We start from the raw sequence: 23,408 nt of genomic DNA on the forward strand, positions 1-23,408 counted from the left end.
AAAGGAAACCGCCCGGATGTAGTGGCCGCGCCACGCAAAGTCCACCTCTTAACCAAATGCTGACCACAAGCGCATAGTTTCAAATTGTGGAATGGAGCGCCGCGTGACCGAAATCCTGACATTTGCCGAACCCGATCTGCTCGCCGAGCGCCAAGCCTGGCTGACGGCGCTTGCAGGCGAGCGCCGCCTCTCCGACAACACCGTCGAGGCCTATGAGCGCGATACGCGTCAGTTCCTGACGTTCCTGACCGGCTACATCGGCAAACCAGCCTCCATAATCGATATTGCCGATCTGCGCCCCGTTGATCTTCGCGCCTTTCTGGCCAATAGACGCAAGGAGGGCGCCGGCGCGCGGTCGCTTGGGCGGCATCTGGCGGGCCTGCGCTCGCTACTGCACCACCTGCAGAAAAAGGGACTCGTCAATGCGGCCGGCGCCACGGCAATGCGCGCGCCAAAACAGCCGAAATCGCTGCCGAAGCCGCTGACCGACCGTCAGGCGCTGAAGATCACCACGGCCGAGGCACAGTTGAACGATGAACCCTGGATTGCCGCCCGCAACGCTGCGGTCCTGTCGCTGCTTTACGGCTGTGGCCTGCGCATTTCCGAGGCACTGGGTCTTACCCCGGTCGATTTCCCACCCGGCGCGCGCAGCCTGCGCATCACCGGCAAGGGCAACAAGACGCGGATCGTGCCGCTGCTCGCAGTGGTGACGGAAGCGGTCGATACATACAAAAAGCTCTGCCCCTATGCCCTGTCGGCGGACGAACCGATGTTCCTCGGGGCACGCGGCGGCAAGCTCCAGCCTGCAATCATCCAGCGTGAAATGCAGAAGCTGCGCGGCGCTTTCGGCCTGCCGGAAAACGCCACCCCGCATGCGTTGCGCCATTCCTTCGCCACCCATCTTCTGGCCGGCGGTGGGGATCTGCGCACCATTCAGGAACTGCTCGGCCATGCCAGCCTCTCCACCACACAGGTCTATACCGGCGTCGATACGGCGAGACTGTTGGAGATCTACGACAACGCTCACCCACGTGCATGATGCAGGAAAATGGTTAACCATAGGCATTAACCAGACGTCCAAACCGCCGTTCTATAAGCGAACAAGAACCGGATTGGACCGATGCACAGCCTGATAAAGCCTCAAAATCTCACCGCCACCCTGATGGGCAAGACCGGCGACGCGCTGCTCTGGCTGCTGGCCGCCCTGCATGTCACCGCCGTTGCCATCCTGCTCATGACCTTGCTGTCACTCAGTGAAGCGGGGGCCACAGAGCGGAAGATCACCTGCACGGGCAGCGATATTCTCGTAGAGATGCGCAAAACCGATCCGCAAGCTTTCGCAAAGATTGAACAGGAAGCGGCCGCGATCCCGAACGGCAAGGGCAATTTCTGGCGCATCGAAAAGGCAGATACGGCCCCATCCTATCTTCTCGGCACCATGCATGTGACCGATCCGCGCGTTCTGGAGATGCCGGCCGCCGCCAGCCCCGCTTTTGAGAAGGCAGCGACTGTCATCGTGGAATCGGACGAGATCCTTGATGACAAGAAAATAGCGGCATCCCTGCTGGGCAAGCCCGAACTCACCATGTTTCTGGACGGCAAATCGATCACCGACATCCTGCCGCCCGACAATGTCGCGCGCCTCGAAAAGGGCCTGAAGGAGCGCGGCATTCCACTCAATGCCGTGTCGCGCATGAAGCCCTGGATGCTCTCGAGCTTCGTTGCCCTTCCCGCCTGCGAGTTTGCCCGCAAGGCAACGGGCCTTTCCTTTCTCGACAAGAAGCTTGCCGAAGATGCGGCTGCGAACGGAAAGCGCCTCGTCGGACTGGAGACCATGGTCGAACAACTGACCGCCATATCCGAACTGCCGATGGAATTTCATCTGCAGGCGCTTATCGAAACGCTTGAGCTTGGCGACCGCATGGATGACGTGATGACGACCATGACCGATCTTTACGTCGCGGGCGACATCGGCATGACCATGCCGATGCTGAAAAGTCTGGATCCCAAGAAGGCCACCGACAACGATAAGGGCTACGCCGCTTTCGAACAGCGCATCATCACCGATCGCAACCATGTGATGGCGGACCGCTCCACCAATGAGCTTGCCAAGGGTAATGTCTTCATGGCCGTCGGCGCGCTGCACCTGCCGGGCGAAGGAGGCCTCGTGGAACTGCTGCGCGCGAAAGGCTTCACGCTGACGCGGGTTGAGTGACCGGAACAGTTCCTGTTTCGACGGGCCGGATAGAGGCGCAGAACGGTCGCATCGTCGCAGGCACGATGCGGCGGTGAAACGGACCAACGAGAAGAAGATAAAACCGACCGAACAGGTTCTTGCGCCTGACGATGGTGGTGACGCTCGCCAGCTGGCGGTCTGCCGCATCTTCGAGATCGATGACGATGCGAAAATCGAGGTGGTGGTCATCAAAGCCGAGGACCGTTCGCTCTGGCGTGGAGGTGATGACCGGGAACCCGCCCGCAGAACTGCCCGCCGCCAGCTCGACCGTTTTTAAACCGACCATCGAAACGATACCGTTTCGAAGCGACATCAGGCCGCTGATCCATGCCGGAGGATGCTCCAGAAAAAGCCTGCTCACATCGAGCGAGGACGTTACAGGCGTTGTCAATTCACCCTGAAAGCAATCGTACCAATCGGCACCTGGCAATATATCTTCAATATTTGGCATCTTTGATCCCCAGCCGCTCCTTTGCAGCAAGGGAAACATGCCGTTTTTACGCGGCAGGGGGAACGTGACAAACCGCCGCTCAGCCGTGTGTCATGCGCCGGAGGAGACTGGTGCGCCAATAGAACTGATGAACAAGGACAGCCGCGACATGGCCCGCGATCAAAACCCACATCAGCACCTTGAACGGGCCGGAGTGTAGCTCCCCTGCCGCGCTCACCCCAAAGTAATAGGCGGCGATGCCAGAGAGTGGCAGGATGAAGAACAGCGCGTAAAGCGTAAAATGCGCCATCTTGGCGGCAATCTGCGCGAAACGCGGCTCTTCAGGCGGATGTGACGGAACGCCCTGGATCAGCCGCAGACAGAAGCGCAGTACCGCAAGAAACAGCACGGCGAAGCCGACATAGGCATGGATATTGGCAGAAGAAATCTGATCTGGCGTCACTGTTTCACCCCGCCGCATCAGCCGGTAGGCATGGGCCATGGCATCGGGAAACAAGAGGTTGAAGAAAATCAGAAGCGCCATTGTCCAATGGATGACACGCTGCGGAATGGAGAAGGAAACTTGAGTGGAATGCGCCATTTTATTGCCTTTTATCAAAAGGTTAGACAGGCTTTAGCGCGAGTATGAGAAACCCCGGCCTGCATGGCAAGCCGGGGTTCAGCAGATGACGGAAATTTAATATTCGAGCGTCGGGCTCAAACGCCGATCACATGTGGATCGGCTTGAAGAACGTTGCCAGCGCCGCTTCCTTCACGGCTTCCGACATGGTCGGGTGCGCATGGCAGGTACGGCCGAGATCTTCCGAGGAACCGCCAAACTCCATCAGTACGGTGATCTCGTGGATCATTTCGCCAGCGCCGAAGCCGACAATGTGACCGCCGAGAACCCGGTCGGTTTCCTTGTCGGCAAGGATCTTCACGAAACCATCCGTCACCTGCATGGCGCGGGCGCGGCCATTGGCGGTGAAGGGGAACTTGCCAACCTTGTAAGCGACGCCGGCGGCCTTGAGTTCCTCTTCGGTCTTGCCGACGGAAGCCACTTCCGGCTGCGTGTAAACGACTGCCGGAATGACGTCGTAATTCACGTGACCGCGCTGGCCGGCAAGGATTTCCGCAAGCGCAACACCCTCGTCTTCCGCTTTGTGCGCCAGCATCGGGCCCTTCACCACGTCGCCGATCGCATAGATGCCATCGACATTGGTCTTGTAGTGGCCGTCGATTTCAACGCGGCCACGGCTGTCGAGCACGACACCAGCTTCGGCAAGGCCGAGACCTTCGGTGTAGGGCTTGCGGCCGGTGGAGATCAGCACGACGTTTGCTTCCAGCGTTTCGGCAGCGCCGCCCTTGACCGGCTCGAACACGACCTTGGCGCCGGCAGCGGTTTTTTCAACAGCCGTTACCTTTGCGCCGAGCTTGAAATCGAGGCCCTGCTTGGCGAGCAGACGCTGCGCCTGCTTGGAAACCTCGGCATCCATGCCGCCGAGAATGTTGTCGAGATATTCGACGACGGTAACCTTGGCGCCGAGACGCGACCAGACCGAACCGAGTTCAAGGCCGATGACGCCGCCGCCGACAACGATCAGCTTTTCCGGAACCTTGGAGAGAGCGATTGCGCCGGTGGAGGACACGATGACGCTTTCATCGATATCAACCTGAACACCCGGAATGCCGGCAACGTCAGAACCCGTGGCGATGACGATATTCTTTGCTTCGATTTCCTGTGTCTCGCCCTTGTCGTTGGTGACGGAAACCTTGCCGGCCGACACAACCTTGCCGGTGCCCTGGAAAGCATCGATCTTGTTCTTCTTGAACAGGAAGGCAACGCCATCGACATTGGCCTTCACCACGCCGTCCTTGTGACCCATCATCTTTTCAAGGTTCAGCTTGGGCGCTGCAACTTCGATGCCGAGCGAGTCGACACCATGGGCAACATGTGCGAAGGTTTCGGACGCGTGCAGCAGCGCCTTGGAGGGAATGCAGCCGACATTGAGGCAGGTGCCGCCATAGGTCGCGCGCTTTTCGATGACAGCGACCTTGAGGCCCAGCTGCGCCGCCTTGACCGCGCAAACATAACCGCCGGGGCCGGTGCCGATTACAACTACATCATATGCCATGTTCTGGTTCCTGTTTTATAGGGGCAAGATATCGGATCATTGCCCAGCTTCCATTTGACCTGAAACTCAGGCCGCTTTTTCCGTTGCGAGTTTTATACCGAGGGCGATGAAAACCACCCCGCTGGTGCGGTCGATCCATTGGCTGGCGCGCTGAAACGCGGCGCGCATCCGTGGTGTCGTCATGAACAGGCTGACGCCGACGAACCAAAGGATGAGGCAGCTTGCCATGACGAGACCGTATCCGAATTTGACGGCCACCGGCGTGTGGGCGTGAACCACCGTCGAAAAGATCGACAGAAAGAAAAACACCGGCTTGGGGTTGAGCGCATTGGCCGCAAAACCGAGCGTAAACGCCTTCAGCGCCGTCTGACTGCTTTTCGCCTGAACGTCTTCACCTTCGGCAGCGGGCAATTCGGTCTTGCCAGCGCGCAGCGCCTTGATGCCGATATAGATCAGATAGGCGACACCCAGCCATTTGACGATGTTGAACAGATAGATCGACTGGGAAATGATCAGGCCAAGGCCGAGGATCGTATAGGTGACATGGAACATCAGCGATGTCCCGACGCCGAAGCTGGTGATAATGGCCTGCTTGCGCCCATGCACCATCGCCTGACGCATGACCATGGCGAGATCGGCGCCAGGCGACACGATCGCGAAGGAGAAAATCGCCATCAGGGATGCAAGTTCGATGAGATATTGATGCATCGTAAAGCAGCCTTCAGAACATCAGCACGACAAACATGAGCGCCAGGCCGAGCATCGACCCCAGCCAGACGAAAGACCGTATATAGGGGATGCCCGCCAGATAGAGCGGAATATAGATCACCCGGCAGATCAGCCAGATCCAGGCGCCAGTGAGCGCCAGACCGGCAGGATCACCCGCCATGATGACCCCGAAAGCGAGCGCCAGAAAAGCCGGATATGTTTCCCGGAAATTCGCAGACGCGCGTGAGGCACGGCCGGAAAGCCTGCCCTCCGGCTCTCGGCTGCCATCCCTCGGGCCGGCATTCCATTCAAGCCCGAATTCCGTGGTCGCCGTCATCCCCTGCAACATGACGTGCACGACGAGGAGAAGAACGCTCAGACCGACAAGCGGCAAAAAAGGCGAAGCGGCTAGAAATGTCGGCTGCACGTCTGCTCTCCCTGTTAGTCTTTCAGCGGGGCTTCACTTGAAGCCCCGCTGAAACGAAAAGCAAGAGCGATTAGAGGTCAAGAACCAGACGTTCCGGATCCTCGAGGCTTTCCTTGACGCGAACGAGGAAGGTCACGGCTTCCTTGCCGTCAACGATACGGTGATCGTAGGAGAGCGCCAGATACATCATCGGGCGAATGACGACCTGCCCGCCGATGGCGACCGGACGCTCCTGGATTTTGTGCATGCCTAGAATACCCGACTGCGGTGCATTGAGGATTGGCGAAGACATCAGCGAGCCGTAAACGCCACCATTGGTGATGGTGAAGGTGCCGCCCTGCATGTCGGCCATGCCGAGCGAACCATCGCGCGCCGCCTTCGCAAGACGGCCGAGTTCCTTTTCGACGCCGGCGATGGAAAGCTGGTCGGCATCGCGGATGACCGGAACGACAAGACCCTTGTCCGTGCCGACAGCCATGCCGACGTGACAATAATTCTTGTAGATGATGTCCGTGCCGTCGATTTCGGCGTTGACGGCAGGCAGTTCCTTCAGCGCGTGGGTCACGGCCTTGGTGAAGAAGCCCATGAAGCCGAGCTTGACGCCATGCTTTTTCTCGAACACGTCCTTGTAACGGTTACGCAGGTCCATAACCGCGCTCATGTCCACTTCGTTGTAAGTGGTGAGCATGGCGGCGGTGTTCTGCGCGTCCTTGAGGCGCTTGGCGATGGTCTGACGCAGGCGCGTCATCTTCACACGCTCTTCGCGAACCTGATCCTGTTCGGCGGAAACCGGACGCGGTGCAGCAGCAGGAGCCGGAGCGGCCGGAGCCGAAACGCCCTTGGCGACAGCAGCGAGCACATCGCCCTTCAGCACCTGGCCACGCTTGCCGGAACCGTCGACCTGATCGGCAGACAGGTTGCTTTCAGCAAGCAGCTTGCCAGCGGCAGGTGCCGGCGGCATGGCGCTTGCGGCAGAAGCAGCGGGAGCCGGAGCGGCGGCCGCGGCAGCAGCAGGCTTTGCCGGTTCGGCAGCCGGTGCGGAGGTCGCAGCGCCGGCAGCACCTTCGGCGATCTGGCCGAGAAGCGCGTCGAGCCCAACGGTCTCGCCGTTCTGCGCAACGATTTCAGTCAGAACGCCAGAGGCAGGCGCCGGGACTTCGACGGTAACCTTGTCGGTTTCCAGTTCAACGAGAGGTTCGTCGGCCTTGACGGTGTCGCCGACCTTCTTGAACCAGGTGCCGACGGTCGCTTCGCTGACGGATTCGCCGAGGGTTGGTACGCGGATTTCAGTGGCCATGATCTAGTTCCGTTATTCAGGTGTCTTTTTTGCGGGGCGATGCGGGAGAGTTCTCACTCTCCCAGCGCGTCTTCCAGGAACGCAGCAAGCTGCGCCAGATGCTTGGACATCAGGCCGGTCGCCGGAGAGGCGGCAGCCGGACGGCCCGTGTAACGGACCTTCTGGTACTTGGCGTCGATATGCGCCAGGACCCATTCCAGGTAAGGGTCGATAAACGACCACGCACCCATGTTCTTCGGCTCTTCCTGGCACCAGACCATCTCCGCATTGCGGAAGCGCGACAGCTCGTTGATGAGCGCCTTGGCCGGGAACGGATAGAGCTGTTCGATACGCAGCAGATAGATATCGTCGATGCCGCGCTTCTCACGTTCTTCCAGCAGATCATAATAGACCTTGCCCGTGCACATGACGACACGGCGGATTTTCGAATCCTTCTGCAGCTTGATCGGGCCGTCCTTGATGACTTCAGCATCGTCCCACAGGAGACGGTGGAAGGAGGACTCGCCTGCAAGCTCGGCCAGCGAAGAGGTGGCGCGCTTGTGACGCAGCAGCGACTTCGGCGTCATCAGGATCAGCGGCTTGCGGAAGTCGCGCTTCACCTGGCGGCGCAGGATGTGGAAATAGTTTGCCGGCGTCGTGCAGTTGGCAACCTGCATGTTGTCTTCCGCGCACATCTGCAGCCAGCGCTCCAGACGGGCGGACGAATGTTCCGGACCCTGGCCTTCGTAACCATGCGGCAGCAGGCAGACCAGACCGGACATGCGCAGCCACTTGCGTTCACCCGACGAGATGAACTGGTCGAACACCACCTGTGCGCCGTTGGCGAAGTCGCCAAACTGGGCTTCCCAGAGCGTCAGCGCATTCGGACGGGCGAGCGAGTAACCATATTCGAAACCAAGCACGGCTTCTTCCGAAAGCATCGAGTTGATGACTTCGTAACGGGCCTGCGTCGGCGCGAGGTTTGCGAGCGGGATGTAACGCTCTTCAGTTTCCTGATCGTAGAGAACCGAATGGCGCTGCGAGAAGGTGCCGCGTTCGCAATCCTGACCGGAGAGGCGGATCTTGTGGCCTTCGACGGCGAGCGAACCGAAAGCAAGCGCTTCCGCCATCGCCCAATCGATGCCTTCGCCGGTCTCGACCATCTGCGAGCGGTTTTCCATGAAACGCTGGATCGTTCGGTGGGCGTTGAAACCCTCGGGAATGGTCGACAGTTTCTTGCCGATTTCCTTCAGCTGCTTCATCGGCACGCCGGTCTTGCCGCGACGCTGCTCATCCGCATTGTCGGCGGCACGCAGGCCGGACCACTGACCGTCCAGCCAGTCGGCCTTGTTCGGCTTGTAGGACTGCCCCGCCTCGAATTCCTGCTCGAGATGGGCGCGCCAGTCGGCCTTCATCTTTTCGAATTCGCCTTCGCTGAGCAGGCCTTCGGCGATCAGACGGTCGGCATAGATGCGCGCGACGGTCTTGTGGCCGCGGATGACCTTGTACATCTTCGGCTGCGTGAACGCCGGCTCATCGCCTTCGTTGTGGCCGAAGCGGCGGTAGCAGAACATGTCCACGACGACGGGCTTGTGGAACTTCATGCGGTATTCGGTGGCAACCTTGGCCGCATAGGTCACAGCTTCCGGATCGTCACCGTTGACGTGGAAGATCGGCGCTTCGATCATCTTGGCGACGTCGGACGGATAGGGCGACGAACGGGAGAAGGCCGGGTTCGTCGTAAAGCCGATCTGGTTGTTGATGATGAAGTGCATGGTACCGGCAACGCGGTGACCGCGCAGGCCGGAGAGGCCGAGAATTTCAGCAACCACGCCCTGGCCCGCAAAAGCGGCATCGCCGTGCAGAAGCAGCGGCAGAACCTTGGCGCGCTCGGAAAGCGGAATGACATCGCCTTCCCACACCTTGGCCAGCTGGTCCTGCTTGGCACGGGCCTTGCCCATGACGACAGGGTTGACGATTTCAAGATGCGACGGGTTGGCCGTCAGCGACAGGTGCACCTTGTTGCCGTCGAACTCGCGGTCCGAGGAGGCACCGAGGTGATACTTCACGTCACCCGAACCTTCGACGTCGTCTGGCTTGAACGAACCACCCTTGAACTCGTGGAATACGGCGCGGTGCGGCTTGCCCATGACGTTGGTCAGAACGTTCAGGCGGCCGCGGTGGGCCATGCCGAGAACGACTTCTTCGAGACCTTCCTGGCCGCCGCGCTTGATGATCTGCTCGAGCGCCGGGATCAGCGATTCACCGCCATCGAGGCCGAAACGCTTGGTGCCCTTGAAACGCACGTCGAGGAACTGCTCATAACCTTCGGCTTCGACCAGCTTTGACAGAATGGCCTTCTTGCCTTCGGCCGTGAAAGCAACGCCCTTGTCCGGACCTTCGATGCGCTCCTGAATCCAGGCCTTCTCTTCCGGGCTGGACATGTGCATGAATTCGACGCCGATAGTGGAGCAATAGGTGCGCTCCAGAATATCGATCATCTCGCGCACGGTCGCATATTCGAGGCCGAGCACGTTATCGATGAAAATCTTGCGGTCGTAATCGCTTTCTTCAAAGCCGTAGGACTTCGGCGAAAGCTCGTTATAGTCCTCGACGGCAACGGCAATACCGAGTGGATCGAGCTTGGCATGCAGGTGGCCGCGCATGCGGTAGGCGCGGATCATCATGATGGCGCGAACGCTGTCACGGGTCGCCTGCAGCACTTCGGCTTCGCTGACCGGCTTGCCGGTATCGGCGCTCTTGGCCTCAGCCTTTGCCTGAACCTTCTTTTCGATGGCCTTTTCGACCGTGGCCCAGTTGCCATCAAGTGCGGAAACCAGGTCGCCATTTGCCGGGATCGGCCAGTTGGCACGCTTCCAGGAGGCGCCCTTGGCCGCCTTCTTCACATCTTCCGGATTATCGGACAGTGCCTTGAAGAAGCTCTGCCACTCCGGCGACACGGAAGAGGGGTCCTCTTCGTACCGGGCATAGAGCTGCTCGATATAGGCTGCATTCGCGCCGTCCAGAAACGACGTGATCTGAAACTGCTCGTTCGCTTCTTGCCTTGCCATTGTGTTCTTGCGGACTTGTCCGTCCGCCTCCTCGATGCCGTTAGGGCCGTTCGACCGGCCTGCCGCTCTGATTATTGCTGTCTGCCGCCGGGGCGGTATGCCGTCTGTCTGTCTTCTTGCGGCATCGGGCAGCGCGAGCTTGAAGCCGCGCCGCCCGTCACCGTTTCATGTGGTCTCAGCCCTTGAGGACTTCAACCAGCGTCTTGCCGAGGCGCGCCGGGGAAGGCGAAACCTTGATGCCCGCTGCTTCCATGGCAGCGATCTTGGATTCCGCATCGCCCTTGCCGCCGGAAACAACAGCGCCGGCGTGGCCCATGGTGCGGCCCTTCGGAGCCGTACGACCCGCGATGAAGCCGGCCATCGGCTTCTTGCGGCCCTTCTTGGCTTCGTCGATCAGGAACTGCGCCGCATCTTCTTCAGCCGAACCGCCAATTTCGCCGATCATGATGATCGACTGCGTGGCGTCGTCAGCGAGGAACATTTCCAAGACGTCGATGAACTCGGTGCCCTTGACCGGGTCGCCGCCGATGCCGACAGCCGTCGTCTGGCCGAGGCCTTCGTTGGACGTCTGGAACACGGCTTCATAGGTCAGCGTGCCGGAGCGCGATACGATACCGACCGAACCCTTGCGGAAAATTGAGCCCGGCATGATGCCGATCTTGCATTCTTCCGGCGTCAGGATGCCGGGGCAGTTCGGGCCGAGCAGGCGAGACTTCGAACGGTCGAGGCGAGCCTTGACGCGAACCATGTCCATGACCGGAATGCCTTCGGTGATGCAGGTGATGAACGGAATTTCCGCATCGATGGCTTCGATGATCGCGTCTGCTGCACCTGCCGGCGGAACATAGATCACGGATGCATCTGCACCGGTCTTTTCCTTGGCTTCGGCAACCGTTGCGAAGATCGGCAGGGTTTCGCCCTTGGAACCGGTCCAGGTTTCGCCACCCTTCTTCGGATGAATACCGCCGACCATCTGCGTGCCGTAATAGGCAAGCGCCTGTTCGGTGTGGAAGGTACCGGTCTTGCCGGTCAGACCCTGAACGAGGATCTTGGTGTCTTTATTAACGAGAATAGACATTATTTCCGGTCCCTCAATTAGCCGTTGATCGCCGCGACGATCTTCTTGGCTGCGTCGTCCAGATCGTCAGCAGCCGTAATCGCAAGGCCCGATTCATTCAGAAGCTTCTTGCCAAGTTCGACGTTGGTGCCTTCGAGGCGAACAACGAGCGGAACCTGCAGACCGACTTCCTTCACCGCGGCGATAACGCCCTCGGCGATAACGTCGCACTTCATGATGCCACCGAAGATGTTGACGAGGATGCCCTCGACCTTCGGGTCGGCAGTGATGATCTTGAAAGCTGCCGCAACCTTCTCCTTGCCGGCGCCGCCGCCGACGTCGCAGAAGTTTGCCGGCTCCTTGCCGTAAAGCTTGATGATGTCCATGGTGGCCATCGCAAGACCTGCGCCGTTGACCATGCAGCCGATGTTGCCGTCGAGCGCGACGTAAGCGAGGTCCCACTTGGAGGCTTCGATTTCCTTGGCGTCTTCTTCGGTCTCGTCGCGCAGCGCCTTGACGTCGTCATGGCGGAACATGGCGTTGCCGTCGAAGGAAACCTTGGCGTCGAGAACGCGCAGATGGCCATTTTCCATGACGATCAGCGGGTTGATCTCGAGGAGAGCCATGTCCTTCTCGCTGAAGGCCTTGTAAAGGATCGGGAAGAGCGACTTGGCATCTTCGGCTGCAACGCCGTCAAGCTCAAGCGCCTTGGAGATCGCAGCAACGTCGGCATCGGAAACGCCCTTTTCAGGGTTGATGGCGATGGTGTGGATCTTTTCAGGCGTGTCGTGGGCGACGGCTTCGATGTCCATGCCGCCCTCCGTGGAAACCACGAAGGCAACCTGGCCGACCGAACGGTCAACCAGCAGCGAGCAATAGAGTTCGCGAGCGATATCAGCGCCGTCTTCGATGTAGAGACGGTTGACCTGCTTGCCGGCATCGCCCGTCTGCGCCGTTACCAGCGTGTTGCCGAGCATGTCCTTGGCGTGGGAAACGACTTCTTCAATGGACTTGGCCAGACGAACGCCGCCCTTGGCGTCCGGGCCGAGTTCCTTGAACTTGCCCTTGCCGCGGCCGCCAGCATGAATCTGGCTCTTGACGACATAGAGCGGGCCCGGAAGCTGCTTTGCGGCAGCTTCGGCTTCTTCGACCTTGAGAATGGCAACGCCTTCGGCAACCGGCGCGCCGTAGCCCTTCAGAAGAGCCTTGGCCTGATATTCGTGAATATTCATGGAATAATCCCTGTTTGGAACCGCTTGAAGTTGTTACTTCAGCGACGGAGCGATGTTGATGCAGGCTTCGCAGAGACCAGCGACAGCGCCGACGGACTTCTGGAAGGCAGCTTCTTCTTCCTTGTTGAGTTCGATCTCGATGATGCGCTCGATACCGCCTGCACCGATGATGGTGGGAACGCCGACATACATGTCGTCTACGCCATACTGGCCCGAAAGGTGGGCAGCGGCGGGCAGAACGCGCTTCTTGTCCTTGAGGTAGGATTCAGCCATCTCGATTGCCGAGGCAGCCGGGGCGTAATAGGCCGAGCCGGTCTTCAAGAGACCAACGATTTCGGCGCCGCCGTCGCGGGTGCGCTGGATGATCTCTTCGAGACGCTCGGCCGTCAGCCAGCCCATCTTTACGAGATCGGTCAGCGGAACGCCGGCAACGGTGGAGTAACGGGCGAGCGGCACCATGGTGTCGCCGTGGCCGCCGAGAACGAAGGCGGTGACGTCTTCAACCGAAACGTTGAACTCTTCGGCGAGGAAGAGGCGGAAACGCGCGCTGTCGAGAACGCCGGCCATGCCGACGACCTTGTTCTTCGGCAGGCCGGAGAACTTCTGCAGCGCCCAGACCATGGCGTCGAGCGGATTGGTGATGCAGATGACGAAAGCGTTCGGCGCGTATTTTTTGATGCCGGCGCCGACCTGTTCCATGACCTTGAGGTTGATGCCGAGAAGATCGTCGCGGCTCATGCCGGGCTTGCGGGCAACTCCAGCGGTGACGATGCACACGTCAGCGCCTTCGATGGCAGCGTAATCGGATGCGCCGGTGAGCTTTGCATTGAAGCCTTCAACCGGGCCGGACTGGGCAATATCCAGGCCCTTGCCCTGCGGGATGCCGTCAGCAATATCGAAGAGGACGATATCGCCCAGTTCCTTCAGGCTGGCCAGATGCGCCAGCGTGCCGCCGATCATGCCAGAACCAATAAGTGCAATCTTTTTGCGAGCCATCGAATGCTTCCTCTTGAGCTTCAATTCAATTTCACCGCGCCAAACCGGCAGCCAAATTGTCGCACTCCGATTAGACCCATTGGCCAGAATAGGCAACAGATTCTTTTCTGCTGAGTATTTTCAATCGTTTAGATCAATATTTTCTTACGTAAACGTAAGAAAATGCGTCACGAAAGTGTCAAACTTTCTGCCGTTTTTCTTGATGAAGCGCCAGATAATCGGCGCTACGCATTTCAAACAGACGCGAGGCGGTGCGATCGAACTCGAAACCTTCCGTTCCCTTGCGTTTGCCGAGCAGATCTTCCGGCATCGCTGCAGCCGACGCGAACAGCCTGACGCTGTGATCATAAAGCGCGTCGATGAGGATGATGAAACGCTTGGTTTCGTTCCGTTTGTCCGCGTTCAAAAATGGAATGTGGTCGATGAAGACCGTGTCGAAACGATTGGCGATGGCAAGGAAGTCGGAAGCCCCGAGCGGCTTCTCGCAAAGGTCGGAAAAGGAAAAACGCGCCACACGGCCGCTGGCACGCGGCACCAGGATGGAACGACCCTTCATGGGTATCTCGGTTGGTGCAACAAGGTGCCCGCCGGTCATGTGCCGCCACGCCATATCCATCGCCTGATCGGCCGCGCCATCAAGCGGCGTCACATAGACCGGCAGGCTTTCCAGCTTCTCCATCCGATAATCGGTGGGACTGTCCAGCGTCACCACCTCCACATGCTTCTTCAGCAGCTCGACAAAGGGCAGGAACAGGCCGCGATTGAGACCATCCTTGTAGAGATTGTCCGGAACGACATTGGAGGTCGTCACCAATGTGCAGCCGTTGGCGAAGAGCTCGCTGAATAGCCGCGCGAGGATCATCGCATCAGCAATATCCGTCACGGTGAATTCATCGAAACACAGGAGTTCGGCCTCCGCTAGAAGCTGGGCGGCGACAGGCGGAATCGGATCGGCCTGTTTGGTCTCGCCATTCTTCAGCTTCTGCCGGTGCGCATGCACACGATTATGCACATCCGCCATGAATTCATGAAAATGGCAACGCCGCTTGGAAGAAACGGGCGCCATTTCGTAAAACATGTCCATCAGCATCGTCTTGCCGCGGCCGACACTGCCATAGACATAAAGCCCTTTCACCGTCGTTGCTGGACCGGCCTTGCGTGCGAACATCCAGCCGAGCGCGCTCTTCTTCTTGGCAGGCTTGCGGGCCTTCAGATCGGCGAGAATTCTGTCGAGATGGGCCGCCACACCAAGCTGGGCGGCATCGGCCTGCAAGGTGCCAGCTGCCGTCAATGCGTTGAGCTGTTCAACGACACTATGATTGTAATCAGGCAATGGCTTCATGAAAAGACGCCCCGGTCGCGGATGCAGCACGGAACCCGCGACGAATGGAATGGCTTAGAGCAGAATGAACGTTCCGGCTGCACCGGAACAACTCATCGGCTGAGGCTGAGCGGCTGCCCGCTATTGGTCGTGCCGTCGAAGCGTGCGTCTGCGCTCTTGTAGACGCGGCCGATCGTGTCACCCGAGCGATTCTTGAAGACGACCATCTTGCCGGATACTTCCCAGGACCCCATCGCCGTCAGCTCGCCGGAGCAGCCACGCGTGCCGCCACGCGATCCGCTGCCCAGATTGGTGAGCGTCAGGAACATATCGCAATTGGCCCCGCCATTAGAAACGCGCCAGTTGCCGACCATGGATTCCTTGGTCACGTCGAGAGCTGTTGCCGGTGGAGCAGCGGATGCAACATTGGTGCCGCCGGGTGTCGCCGAAGCAGGCGCCGACGGGAACTGGCTGCCGTTGGCACCACCGGGCGGCGGCAGGGCGCCAGACTGAACGGAGGGCACCGGCTGCGCCTGCAGGGGCGGCGTATAACCGGGATTGTTGCTGGCGTTGTTGTTGTAATCGTAGGAGGTACGTTGGCAACCGGCAAGGCTCATCACAACCGCAAGGCCCGTCACCACATATCTGAATTGCATATCAAGCTCCCGATTCTCTCGCTTCCGGAAAGACGATGATCAAACAAGAAGGCTGAATTATTACCAAAGCCTTATCTTGCGCAAGCGATGGCCGGGATAATTACCATTTCGGTCAATTTTTACCGAATTTTCCCACGCCGGGTTGAAAAAAGGGCCACGGTCGAGACCGCGGCCCGATAAATCTCTGTGGTCTGCGATTCGTCCTCAGACGCGGCGCTCAACCATCATCTTCTTGATTTCCGCAATCGCCTTGGCCGGGTTCAAGCCCTTCGGGCAAGCCTGCGCGCAGTTCATGATCGTATGGCAGCGATAGAGACGGAACGGGTCCTCGAGATTGTCGAGACGCTCGCCGGTCGCCTCATCGCGGCTGTCGATCAGCCAGCGATAGGCCTGCAGCAGAACGGCCGGACCCAGATAACGGTCGCCATTCCACCAGTAGCTGGGACAGGACGTGGAGCAGCAGGCGCAGAGAATGCACTCATAAAGACCGTCCAGCTTCAGGCGATCCTCATGGCTCTGCTTCCATTCCTTGGCGGGTGTGGGCGAAACCGTCTTCAGCCAGGGCTCGATCGAGCGGTGCTGCGCGTAGAAGTTCGACAGGTCAGGAACAAGGTCCTTCACGACAGGCATATGCGGCAGCGGATAAACCTTCACCGTGCCGTTGATCTCGTCCATGCCCTTGGTGCAGGCGAGCGTATTGGTGCCATCGATGTTCATTGCGCAGGAACCGCAGATGCCTTCGCGGCAGGAGCGGCGTAGCGTCAGCGTCGGGTCGATGTTGTTCTTGATGTAAAGAAGCGCATCGAGAACCATCGGTCCGCAATCATCGACATCAATATAGAAAGTGTCGATGCGCGGGTTCTGGCCGTCATCCGGGTTCCAGCGATAGACGCGGTATTCGCGCACATTCTTGGCACCATCCGGCTTCGGCCAGACCTTGCCTTCGTTGATCTGGGAATTCTTGGGGAGAGCAAGTTCAACCATATCCAGTTCCTCAAATCAGTAGACACGCGCCTTCGGCTCGATCTTTTTCGGATCGATGCCGTCGGCGATCAGGTCGGTGTGAACCGGGCGATAGTCGAGCTTCACGTCGCCTTCGGGGCTGACCCAGGCAAGCGTATGCTTGCGCCAGTTCACGTCGTCGCGACCACCGAACGGACCGTCGACGAAATCCTCGCGGGCATGCGAACCACGGCTTTCCTTGCGCGCTTCCGCGCCGTAGACCGTGGTGATGGCATTGGCCATGAGGTTATGCAACTCGAGCGTTTCGACCAGGTCGGAATTCCAGACCATCGAACGGTCGGTGACCTTGACGTCGGGCAGTTCCTTCCAGATCGCCGAGAGACGGCGGCAGCCGCTTTCGAGCGATTCCTGTGTGCGGAACACTGCCGCATCGTCCTGCATGGCGCGCTGCATCTTGTCGCGCAGCACCGCCGTCGGCGTCGAGCCGTTGGCATAACGCAGGCTGTCAAAGCGTTCCATGATCCTGTCGCAGGCAGCCGTATCGAGAGCAGGAATCGCCTCGTCACGATTAATGACCTGAGCGGCGCGGATGGCGGCGGCACGACCGAAGACCACAAGGTCGATCAGCGAGTTGGAGCCAAGACGGTTGGCGCCGTGAACCGAGGCGCAACCGGCTTCGCCGACCGCCATCAGGCCGGGCGCGATGCGTTCCGGGTTGTTGGCATCGGCATTCAGCACTTCACCCCAATAGTTGGTCGGAATGCCGCCCATGTTGTAGTGAACCGTCGGCAGGACCGGGATCGGCTCCCGGGTCACGTCAACGCCGGCGAAGATCTTGGCGCTTTCGGAAATACCCGGAAGGCGCTCATGCAGGATCGCAGGATCGAGATGATCGAGATGCAGGAAGATGTGGTCCTTGTTCTTGCCGACGCCGCGGCCTTCACGGATTTCCATCGTCATGCAGCGCGAGACAACGTCACGCGAGGCAAGGTCCTTCGCGGAAGGTGCATAACGCTCCATGAAGCGTTCGCCTTCGGAGTTGACGAGATAGCCGCCTTCGCCGCGCGCGCCTTCGGTGATGAGGCAGCCCGCGCCATAAATACCGGTCGGGTGGAACTGCACGAATTCCATGTCCTGAAGCGGCAGGCCCGCACGGGCGATCATGCCGCCGCCGTCGCCGGTGCAGGTGTGGGCAGACGTCGCCGAGAAATAGGCGCGGCCGTAACCGCCGGTCGCCAGAACCACCATCTTGGCAGCGAAGCGGTGGATCGTGCCGTCATCGAGGTTCCAGGCAACGACGCCAGTGCAGCGGCCATCCGGCGCCATGATGAGGTCGAGCGCGAAATATTCGATAAAGAATTCCGCATTGTTGCGCAGCGACTGGCCATAAAGCGTGTGCAGAATGGCGTGACCGGTACGGTCGGCGGCGGCACAGGTGCGCTGCACCGGTGGGCCTTCGCCGTAATTCTGCATATGGCCGCCGAAGGGGCGCTGGTAGATCTTGCCTTCTTCGTTACGCGAGAAAGGCACGCCGTAATGCTCCAGCTCATAGACCGCCTTCGGCGCTTCCATGGCGAGATATTGCATCGCGTCGACATCGCCCAGCCAGTCGGAGCCCTTTACGGTGTCGTAAAGGTGCCACTGCCAACAGTCCGGCGTCATGTTGGTGAGCGATGCGGCGATGCCGCCCTGCGCTGCGACGGTGTGGGAGCGCGTCGGGAAAACCTTGGTGATGCAGGCGGTCTTGAAACCCTGTTCGGCCATGCCGAGTGTAGCGCGCAGACCGGCGCCGCCGGCGCCCACCACGATCACGTCATAGGAGTGATCGACATAGGTGTAGGCCTTGCCATTCTGGGAAGGTGAACTGATCGAAGCCATGACGAACTTATCCTACGAATGCGATTTTCAGGATGGCGAAGACAGACAGGCCACCGATGAGGATCGCGAAAAATGTATTCAGCATCAGAAGAACGAGTTTCGAAACTTCGGCGTGAATGTAGTCTTCGATGATGACCTGCATGCCGAGCTTCATGTGGATGAGACCGGAGACCAGCACCAGAGCCATGATGACAGCGACGAGCGGGTTGGAAAGCGCAGCGACGACTTCCGGATAGGGCGCGCCGGCATATTTGATCAGGAAGACAACAAAAAAGGTCAGCAACGGAATGTTCGAAACGGCCGTCAGGCGCTGGCGCCAGAAATGGTCGGTGCCCTCCTTGGCGGAGCCGAGACCGCGAACCTTCCCGAGAGGTGTACGCATATCCATGTAAGTATCTCCTCAGCGCACGATCAGGACGATGACCCAGATCAGCGCGGTCAGACAGATAGACGCCACGAAGGAGGCCTTTGCCAGCTTGGTGGTGAAGTGCTTCTCGAAGCCGTGCCCGAGGTCCCACATAAGGTGGCGCAGGCCGCCGATCATGTGGTGAACCAGCGCCCAGGTGTAGCCAACGAGAACGATCTTGCCGATGATGGTGCCCATCGCCCAGCTGACCCAGTCATAATAAGCTGGACCGGATGCCAGCGCGATAAGCCACCAGGCGACCAGGAGCGTACCGAAATAGAGCGCGCCACCGGTCACGCGGTGGATGATGGAGGCCACCATCGTCGGAATCGGCTTGTAAATTTGAAGATGCGGCGACAGAGGCCGGTTATTTGTCACATTCGCCATCAGAACCTCGCGGCGTTTTCCCGTGCGTCCACAAGACAGGACGCCCCCAAGCAACAGCACATGACGAAGGAATGTGCATTGCACCAACCGCGACGTTTAATCACATGGGCGCATCACCACAAGCACATTTCATGGCGGATTCCAATTTAATCGATTGGTTCGCGGATTTTTTTTGGAATTTTTTTGCATGAAAATAAAAAATCGAGCGTTTCCAAGATTTACGCCCTCAAAATATTTACCTTTACGTAATTCCGAAAAGGTGTAATTTACGATTGGTTAACTCAAAAAACCGGAGCATGAAGCTCATGTTACAGCACCGAATCGTTGCCTTGGTCATGATCGTTTCAGGCGGGATTTCAACTTACGCGCTGCCCTCTTTGGCGGGCGATTTTCATAGTCAGAATTCCTATCGTCACAGTCAATCGCAAGTCAGCTTTTCAACTGACGGCCTGCCGTCCACGCTGCCTGGGGGCACCTATGTCGGAAGCATTTCCGCACTAAGAGTTCGAGGCAACGGCAATTATTTCGCGACTGGCAGCGAAATATCGCCGCAGATTGCCACGACCGGACCCCGTTTATTGCCGGCACCCAGAGCAAAAATCATTACCGTGAATACCGATAATGCGGATGATGCCTGCGTTTACCAGCACGGTGTCTGCATTATTCGCCCCTGATCAGAGGAAGCGCCAGACGGTGGTCTTCTTCACTTCACTGTCTTCCAGCGCACGGCTGACGGTAACCTGATAGGTCGCGAGGGCCTCAAGACGCTGTTTCGGCAGATAGGCTCTGCCTGGATCTCCAACGAGAACGCTGACGCCCCGGTCAGTCAGGTTTATAAACCATGGCACGAGGAGATCCGCAAAGGCCCGGTCGTAAAAGACATCTCCTGCCAGCAGGACATCAGCCTCAATGGCACGGCCGATCAGATCGGCGTGGGTAAAGCCGATATCAACCCCATTCAGGCCTGCATTCATGCGAACAGCCGTTTCCGTCCACGGATCTATATCGGCGGCAAGCACGGTCGCAGCGCCGGCCTTTGCAGCAGCTATGGCAACCAACCCGGAGCCGCTGGCAAAATCCACCACACGCTTGCCGCTTACGCTTTCCGTGTGATCGAGCACATAACGGGCAAGACCCTGCCCGCCGGCCCAGGCAAAAGCCCAGAAAGGCGGCGGCAAGCCAATCTGCTCCAGTTCCTCTTCCGTCTTCAGCCAGAGCTCATGCGCTTCGGTCGCGAGATGAAGGGAGAGTTCCGGCACATGAGGCGGATGCATGATGCCGGTATTGTCGAGGATGAAGCGTTCGGGATCGGTCCTCACCGACGCTTCAATCCGGGGATTTCGGAGGATTTGCGAGCCCGCCCATGCGGCAGACCTCAAGATACTCCTCTTCCGTCACCGGCTGCACGGAAAGCCGCATGGAGGTGACAAGCGACATATTCGCCAGCTTCGGATTGGCCTTAACATCCTTTAGCGAAACCGGCTGCGGCATATCGCAGACGGCGCGGATGTCGACACAATCCCACTTCAGATCACCTTCGGCGGTCGAGTCCGGATGCGACAACGCACAGACTTCGACGATGCCGACAACATCCAGTCCCTCATTGGAGTGGTAAAAGAAGCCCTTGTCGCCAATCTTCATGGCGCGCATGTTGTTGCGCGCCTGATAATTGCGCACGCCGGTCCACTCTTCGCCCGCCTCGCCCTTGGCCTTCTGCATCTCCCACGACCATTTGAACGGCTCGGACTTGTAAAGCCAATAATTCGCCATGCCCGCTCAAGCTCCCGGATTGTTGAAGACCCAGTTATAGGGCTTCACGTCCACGCTTTCGAACAGGCCAGCCTTTGCATAGGGATCGGCTTCGGCAAGAGCCTTGGCCGCATCGATATCGGCGGCTTCCACGATGACGAGGCTGCCATTCGGCTTGCCTTCGGCGTCGAGAAAAGGCCCGGCGATCTTCAGCGTGCCCTCGGAATTGAGCCTGTTCAGATGCTCCAGATGCGCCGGGCGCGTTTCCATGCGCACGTTCAGGTGGCCGGGCTTGTCCTTGCAGATAAAAGCGAACAGCATTTTCGTCTCCTTATGCCTTATTCGGTTGTGATGGGCCGTGTCATCAATTGTTGCATGGCGCTCGCCACATCCAGATTTCCGTCGATGATAGCGGCCACCGCTTCGGTAACCGGCATGTCCACGGTGTGACTTTCTCCCAGCCGGGCGGCGACGGCAGCCGCAAAGGCACCCTCTACCAGCCCGCCGGACATGTCCTTGCCGTTACCGCGGCCAAGCGCGATGCCGAAACGCAGGTTGCGCGACTGGTGGCTGGTGGCGGTCAGCACCAGATCGCCAAGACCAGAGAGGCCGCGTACCGTATCGGCCTTGCCGCCCATGGCAACGATGAGGCGCGACATTTCGGCAAGCCCGCGCGATATCAGCGCCGCCCGGGCGGAATCGCCGAGGCCCGCGCCTTCAACGATGCCGGCGGCAATGGCGAGGATATTTTTCAGTGCGCCGCCAAGCTGCACGCCGATGCGGTCTGTCGAGGCATAAAGCCGGAAGGTCTTGCCGGAGATCGTAGTCGCAAGCCGCTCGGCTATTGTTGCATCTTCCGCCGCAATCGCCATGGCCGTCGGTAGACCTCGAGCAATATCGGCCGCGAAGCCCGGACCGGAGAGAACCGCGATCGGATGACGGGGCAATTCCGCTTCCAGAAGTTCCGTGAGCAGCCGACCGGAACTCCGGTCGATACCCTTCGCGCAGGTAACGACGATCGAGTCATTAGCCAGATAAGGACGATAATGACGAGCCGCATCGGCATGAGCCTGCGAAGGCATCGCAAAGAGGACGATGCCGGCACTGGTCAGAATATCCGGCTCGGCGGAAAATTCAAGCACATCCGGCAGTTCGACGCCAGGCAGCGCCGCCTCATGTACGCGGTCGCTCCTGAGGTCGGCCATCAGGGATGGATCGCGGCCGAGCAGGATCACGTCGTGCCGGTTTTCCAGCGCGATGACGACGGCAAGCGCAGTTCCGAAGGCGCCGGCGCCGATGACGACGATTTTCTCCCGCTGCATCAGGCCTTGGCTCCCCTTTTACCGAAACCGATCAATGTCTCCGCACTGCCGTCGAGCGGCCAGCGCGAGCGCGGCGGGATTTCCAGCGGATCGGCTTCCCGGCCGTCGGCCATTCGCTCCAGCCCGGCCCATGCGATCATGGCCGCATTATCGGTGCAGAGCCGGTGCGGCGGCGCAACGAAACGAAAGCCATGGGTATCGCAAAGCGACTGCAGCGTCTGGCGGATTTCCTGATTGGCCGCAACGCCGCCTGCGACGACCAAGGCAGGCTGGGTTTCCATATGCGGAAACTCCTGCTTGAAACGGGCAAGGCCACGGCCAATCCGGTCCTTGAGTGTGCGTGAGACCGCTTTCTGGAACGATGCGCAGATATCGGCAATGTCCTGTTCGGACAGCGGCGCGATCGCGGTCGCCGCCTGCCGTACCGCCGTTTTCAGGCCGGAAAAGGAAAAATCGAGCCTGGTCTCGCCGACCATCGGACGAGGAAGCGGAAAGCGGTCGGGATCGCCCTTTGCCGCCGCCTTCTCAACCGCAGGGCCCCCGGGATAGGGCAGGCCGAGAAGTTTCGCGGTCTTGTCGAAGGCCTCGCCGAGCGCATCATCGATGGTGGTGCCCCAGCGCTCATAATCGCCAACGCCACGCACCAGCACCAGCTGAGTATGGCCACCGGACACGAGCAGCATCAGATAGGGAAAAGATAGACCATCGGTGAGGCGCGCCGTCAGTGCATGTCCTTCCAGATGGTTGATCGCATAAAGCGGCTTGCCTGCTGCTTTTGCGATGGCCTTGCCCGTCATCAAGCCCACCAGCAGGCCGCCGATCAGCCCGGGGCCGGAGGTAGCAGCAACGGCATCGACGTCGGCAAGGGTCACGCCCGCCTGCTCCAGCGCTTCTTCCACAAGCGTATCCAGCGCCTCGACATGGGCCCGTGCGGCAATTTCCGGCACCACACCGCCATAGGCGCTGTGTTCCTCGAGCTGCGACAAAACGACGTCGGAGACGATCTCGCCGCGCCCATCCGCATGCCGAACCACAATGGATGCAGCGGTTTCGTCACAGCTTGTCTCTATGCCGAGGATACGAAGAAAGGGGGTCATCACATCTGTTCGTTCATTGCGATCATGCGCGGAGTTGGTCTAAGACAACTCCGGTAACAAT

The 23,408-nt window shown here is 59.4% G+C and carries 24 protein-coding genes; 3 read left to right on the top strand and 21 right to left on the bottom strand.

The window, feature by feature from the left end:
* Positions 1-91: 91 nt before the first annotated feature.
* Together AGR2A_RS00390 and AGR2A_RS00395 are read left to right on the top strand one after the other, a co-directional pair.
* A complete protein-coding gene (locus AGR2A_RS00390; protein ID WP_080822325.1) occupies positions 92-1,039 on the top strand; it encodes a tyrosine recombinase XerC in 948 nt (315 codons plus the stop codon).
* Positions 1,040-1,120: 81 nt separating this feature from the next.
* Positions 1,121-2,215, top strand: a complete 1,095-nt coding sequence (locus AGR2A_RS00395; protein ID WP_072495135.1) for a TraB/GumN family protein — start codon at positions 1,121-1,123, stop codon at positions 2,213-2,215.
* On the opposite strand, the gene AGR2A_RS00400 is transcribed toward AGR2A_RS00395, so the two are convergent.
* The 16 genes from AGR2A_RS00400 to sdhC all read right to left on the bottom strand — a co-directional run bounded on the left by AGR2A_RS00400 (position 2,193) and on the right by sdhC (position 19,179).
* On the bottom strand, positions 2,193-2,687 hold the full coding sequence (locus AGR2A_RS00400; RefSeq protein WP_006698225.1) for a DUF2867 domain-containing protein: 495 nt from the start codon (positions 2,685-2,687) through the stop codon (positions 2,193-2,195). The two genes, AGR2A_RS00395 and AGR2A_RS00400, sit on opposite strands and share 23 nt — an antisense overlap.
* A 79-nt stretch (positions 2,688-2,766) precedes the next feature.
* Positions 2,767-3,267, bottom strand: coding sequence for a cytochrome b (locus AGR2A_RS00405; RefSeq protein ID WP_072495136.1), 501 nt, complete (start codon positions 3,265-3,267; stop codon positions 2,767-2,769).
* A gap of 127 nt (positions 3,268-3,394) precedes the next feature.
* A complete protein-coding gene (gene lpdA / locus AGR2A_RS00410) occupies positions 3,395-4,801 on the bottom strand; it encodes a dihydrolipoyl dehydrogenase (protein WP_004443790.1) in 1,407 nt (468 codons plus the stop codon).
* Positions 4,802-4,867: 66 nt separating this feature from the next.
* Positions 4,868-5,509: a LysE family translocator gene (locus AGR2A_RS00415; RefSeq protein WP_006698228.1), complete on the bottom strand. Its 642-nt coding sequence runs from the start codon at positions 5,507-5,509 to the stop codon at positions 4,868-4,870.
* A 13-nt stretch (positions 5,510-5,522) separates the two neighbouring features.
* On the bottom strand, positions 5,523-5,936 hold the full coding sequence (locus tag AGR2A_RS00420) for an MAPEG family protein (protein ID WP_035210284.1): 414 nt from the start codon (positions 5,934-5,936) through the stop codon (positions 5,523-5,525).
* 70 nt (positions 5,937-6,006) lie between these two features.
* Complete coding sequence (gene odhB, locus AGR2A_RS00425) at positions 6,007-7,233, bottom strand: 2-oxoglutarate dehydrogenase complex dihydrolipoyllysine-residue succinyltransferase (protein WP_072495137.1); 1,227 nt, start codon at positions 7,231-7,233, stop codon at positions 6,007-6,009.
* Between the two features lie 53 nt (positions 7,234-7,286).
* On the bottom strand, positions 7,287-10,283 hold the full coding sequence (locus tag AGR2A_RS00430) for a 2-oxoglutarate dehydrogenase E1 component (protein ID WP_004443801.1): 2,997 nt from the start codon (positions 10,281-10,283) through the stop codon (positions 7,287-7,289).
* A gap of 175 nt (positions 10,284-10,458) precedes the next feature.
* On the bottom strand, positions 10,459-11,361 hold the full coding sequence (gene sucD, locus AGR2A_RS00435; protein WP_006698231.1) for a succinate--CoA ligase subunit alpha: 903 nt from the start codon (positions 11,359-11,361) through the stop codon (positions 10,459-10,461).
* Positions 11,362-11,378: 17 nt separating this feature from the next.
* Positions 11,379-12,572, bottom strand: coding sequence for an ADP-forming succinate--CoA ligase subunit beta (sucC, locus tag AGR2A_RS00440; RefSeq protein ID WP_004443803.1), 1,194 nt, complete (start codon positions 12,570-12,572; stop codon positions 11,379-11,381).
* 33 nt (positions 12,573-12,605) lie between these two features.
* Positions 12,606-13,568 carry a malate dehydrogenase gene (gene mdh / locus AGR2A_RS00445; protein ID WP_004443804.1) on the bottom strand — a complete coding sequence of 321 codons (963 nt, stop codon included), beginning with the start codon at positions 13,566-13,568 and terminating at the stop codon, positions 12,606-12,608.
* Positions 13,569-13,746: 178 nt separating this feature from the next.
* Entirely contained in the window at positions 13,747-14,910 is a 1,164-nt protein-coding gene (zapE, locus tag AGR2A_RS00450) for a cell division protein ZapE (protein ID WP_004443806.1), read from the bottom strand.
* A gap of 92 nt (positions 14,911-15,002) precedes the next feature.
* Positions 15,003-15,545, bottom strand: coding sequence for a protease inhibitor Inh/omp19 family protein (locus AGR2A_RS00455; protein WP_004443808.1), 543 nt, complete (start codon positions 15,543-15,545; stop codon positions 15,003-15,005).
* 204 nt (positions 15,546-15,749) lie between these two features.
* The gene (locus AGR2A_RS00460) at positions 15,750-16,529 is read right to left on the bottom strand and encodes a succinate dehydrogenase iron-sulfur subunit (RefSeq protein ID WP_004443810.1); all 780 of its coding nucleotides are present in this window, start codon (positions 16,527-16,529) and stop codon (positions 15,750-15,752) included.
* Between the two features lie 15 nt (positions 16,530-16,544).
* Positions 16,545-18,386, bottom strand: a complete 1,842-nt coding sequence (sdhA, locus tag AGR2A_RS00465) for a succinate dehydrogenase flavoprotein subunit (protein WP_004443812.1) — start codon at positions 18,384-18,386, stop codon at positions 16,545-16,547.
* 7 nt (positions 18,387-18,393) lie between these two features.
* The gene (sdhD, locus tag AGR2A_RS00470) at positions 18,394-18,774 is read right to left on the bottom strand and encodes a succinate dehydrogenase, hydrophobic membrane anchor protein (protein ID WP_006698234.1); all 381 of its coding nucleotides are present in this window, start codon (positions 18,772-18,774) and stop codon (positions 18,394-18,396) included.
* A gap of 12 nt (positions 18,775-18,786) precedes the next feature.
* The gene (gene sdhC / locus AGR2A_RS00475; protein ID WP_004443817.1) at positions 18,787-19,179 is read right to left on the bottom strand and encodes a succinate dehydrogenase, cytochrome b556 subunit; all 393 of its coding nucleotides are present in this window, start codon (positions 19,177-19,179) and stop codon (positions 18,787-18,789) included.
* A 305-nt stretch (positions 19,180-19,484) separates the two neighbouring features.
* On the opposite strand from sdhC, the gene AGR2A_RS00480 reads away from it, so the two are divergent.
* Entirely contained in the window at positions 19,485-19,853 is a 369-nt protein-coding gene (locus AGR2A_RS00480; RefSeq protein ID WP_004443820.1) for a hypothetical protein, read from the top strand.
* Here the strand turns inward: AGR2A_RS00480 and AGR2A_RS00485 are convergent, their stop codons facing one another.
* The 5 genes from AGR2A_RS00485 to tsaD are packed head-to-tail and all read right to left on the bottom strand — an operon-like array spanning position 19,854 to position 23,347.
* Positions 19,854-20,498 carry a class I SAM-dependent methyltransferase gene (locus AGR2A_RS00485; protein ID WP_004443822.1) on the bottom strand — a complete coding sequence of 215 codons (645 nt, stop codon included), beginning with the start codon at positions 20,496-20,498 and terminating at the stop codon, positions 19,854-19,856.
* 7 nt (positions 20,499-20,505) lie between these two features.
* On the bottom strand, positions 20,506-20,949 hold the full coding sequence (locus AGR2A_RS00490; protein WP_004443825.1) for an EVE domain-containing protein: 444 nt from the start codon (positions 20,947-20,949) through the stop codon (positions 20,506-20,508).
* A gap of 6 nt (positions 20,950-20,955) precedes the next feature.
* Positions 20,956-21,249, bottom strand: coding sequence for a YciI-like protein (locus AGR2A_RS00495; RefSeq protein WP_004443827.1), 294 nt, complete (start codon positions 21,247-21,249; stop codon positions 20,956-20,958).
* 17 nt (positions 21,250-21,266) lie between these two features.
* Positions 21,267-22,250: an NAD(P)H-dependent glycerol-3-phosphate dehydrogenase gene (locus tag AGR2A_RS00500; protein WP_072495138.1), complete on the bottom strand. Its 984-nt coding sequence runs from the start codon at positions 22,248-22,250 to the stop codon at positions 21,267-21,269.
* A complete protein-coding gene (gene tsaD / locus AGR2A_RS00505; protein ID WP_035207919.1) occupies positions 22,250-23,347 on the bottom strand; it encodes a tRNA (adenosine(37)-N6)-threonylcarbamoyltransferase complex transferase subunit TsaD in 1,098 nt (365 codons plus the stop codon). Before tsaD ends, AGR2A_RS00500 begins: the two co-directional genes overlap by 1 nt.
* Positions 23,348-23,408: the final 61 nt, after the last annotated feature.

It is taken from the genome of Agrobacterium genomosp. 2 str. CFBP 5494 (genome assembly GCF_900013495.1).
GTDB lineage: Bacteria > Pseudomonadota > Alphaproteobacteria > Rhizobiales > Rhizobiaceae > Agrobacterium > Agrobacterium pusense.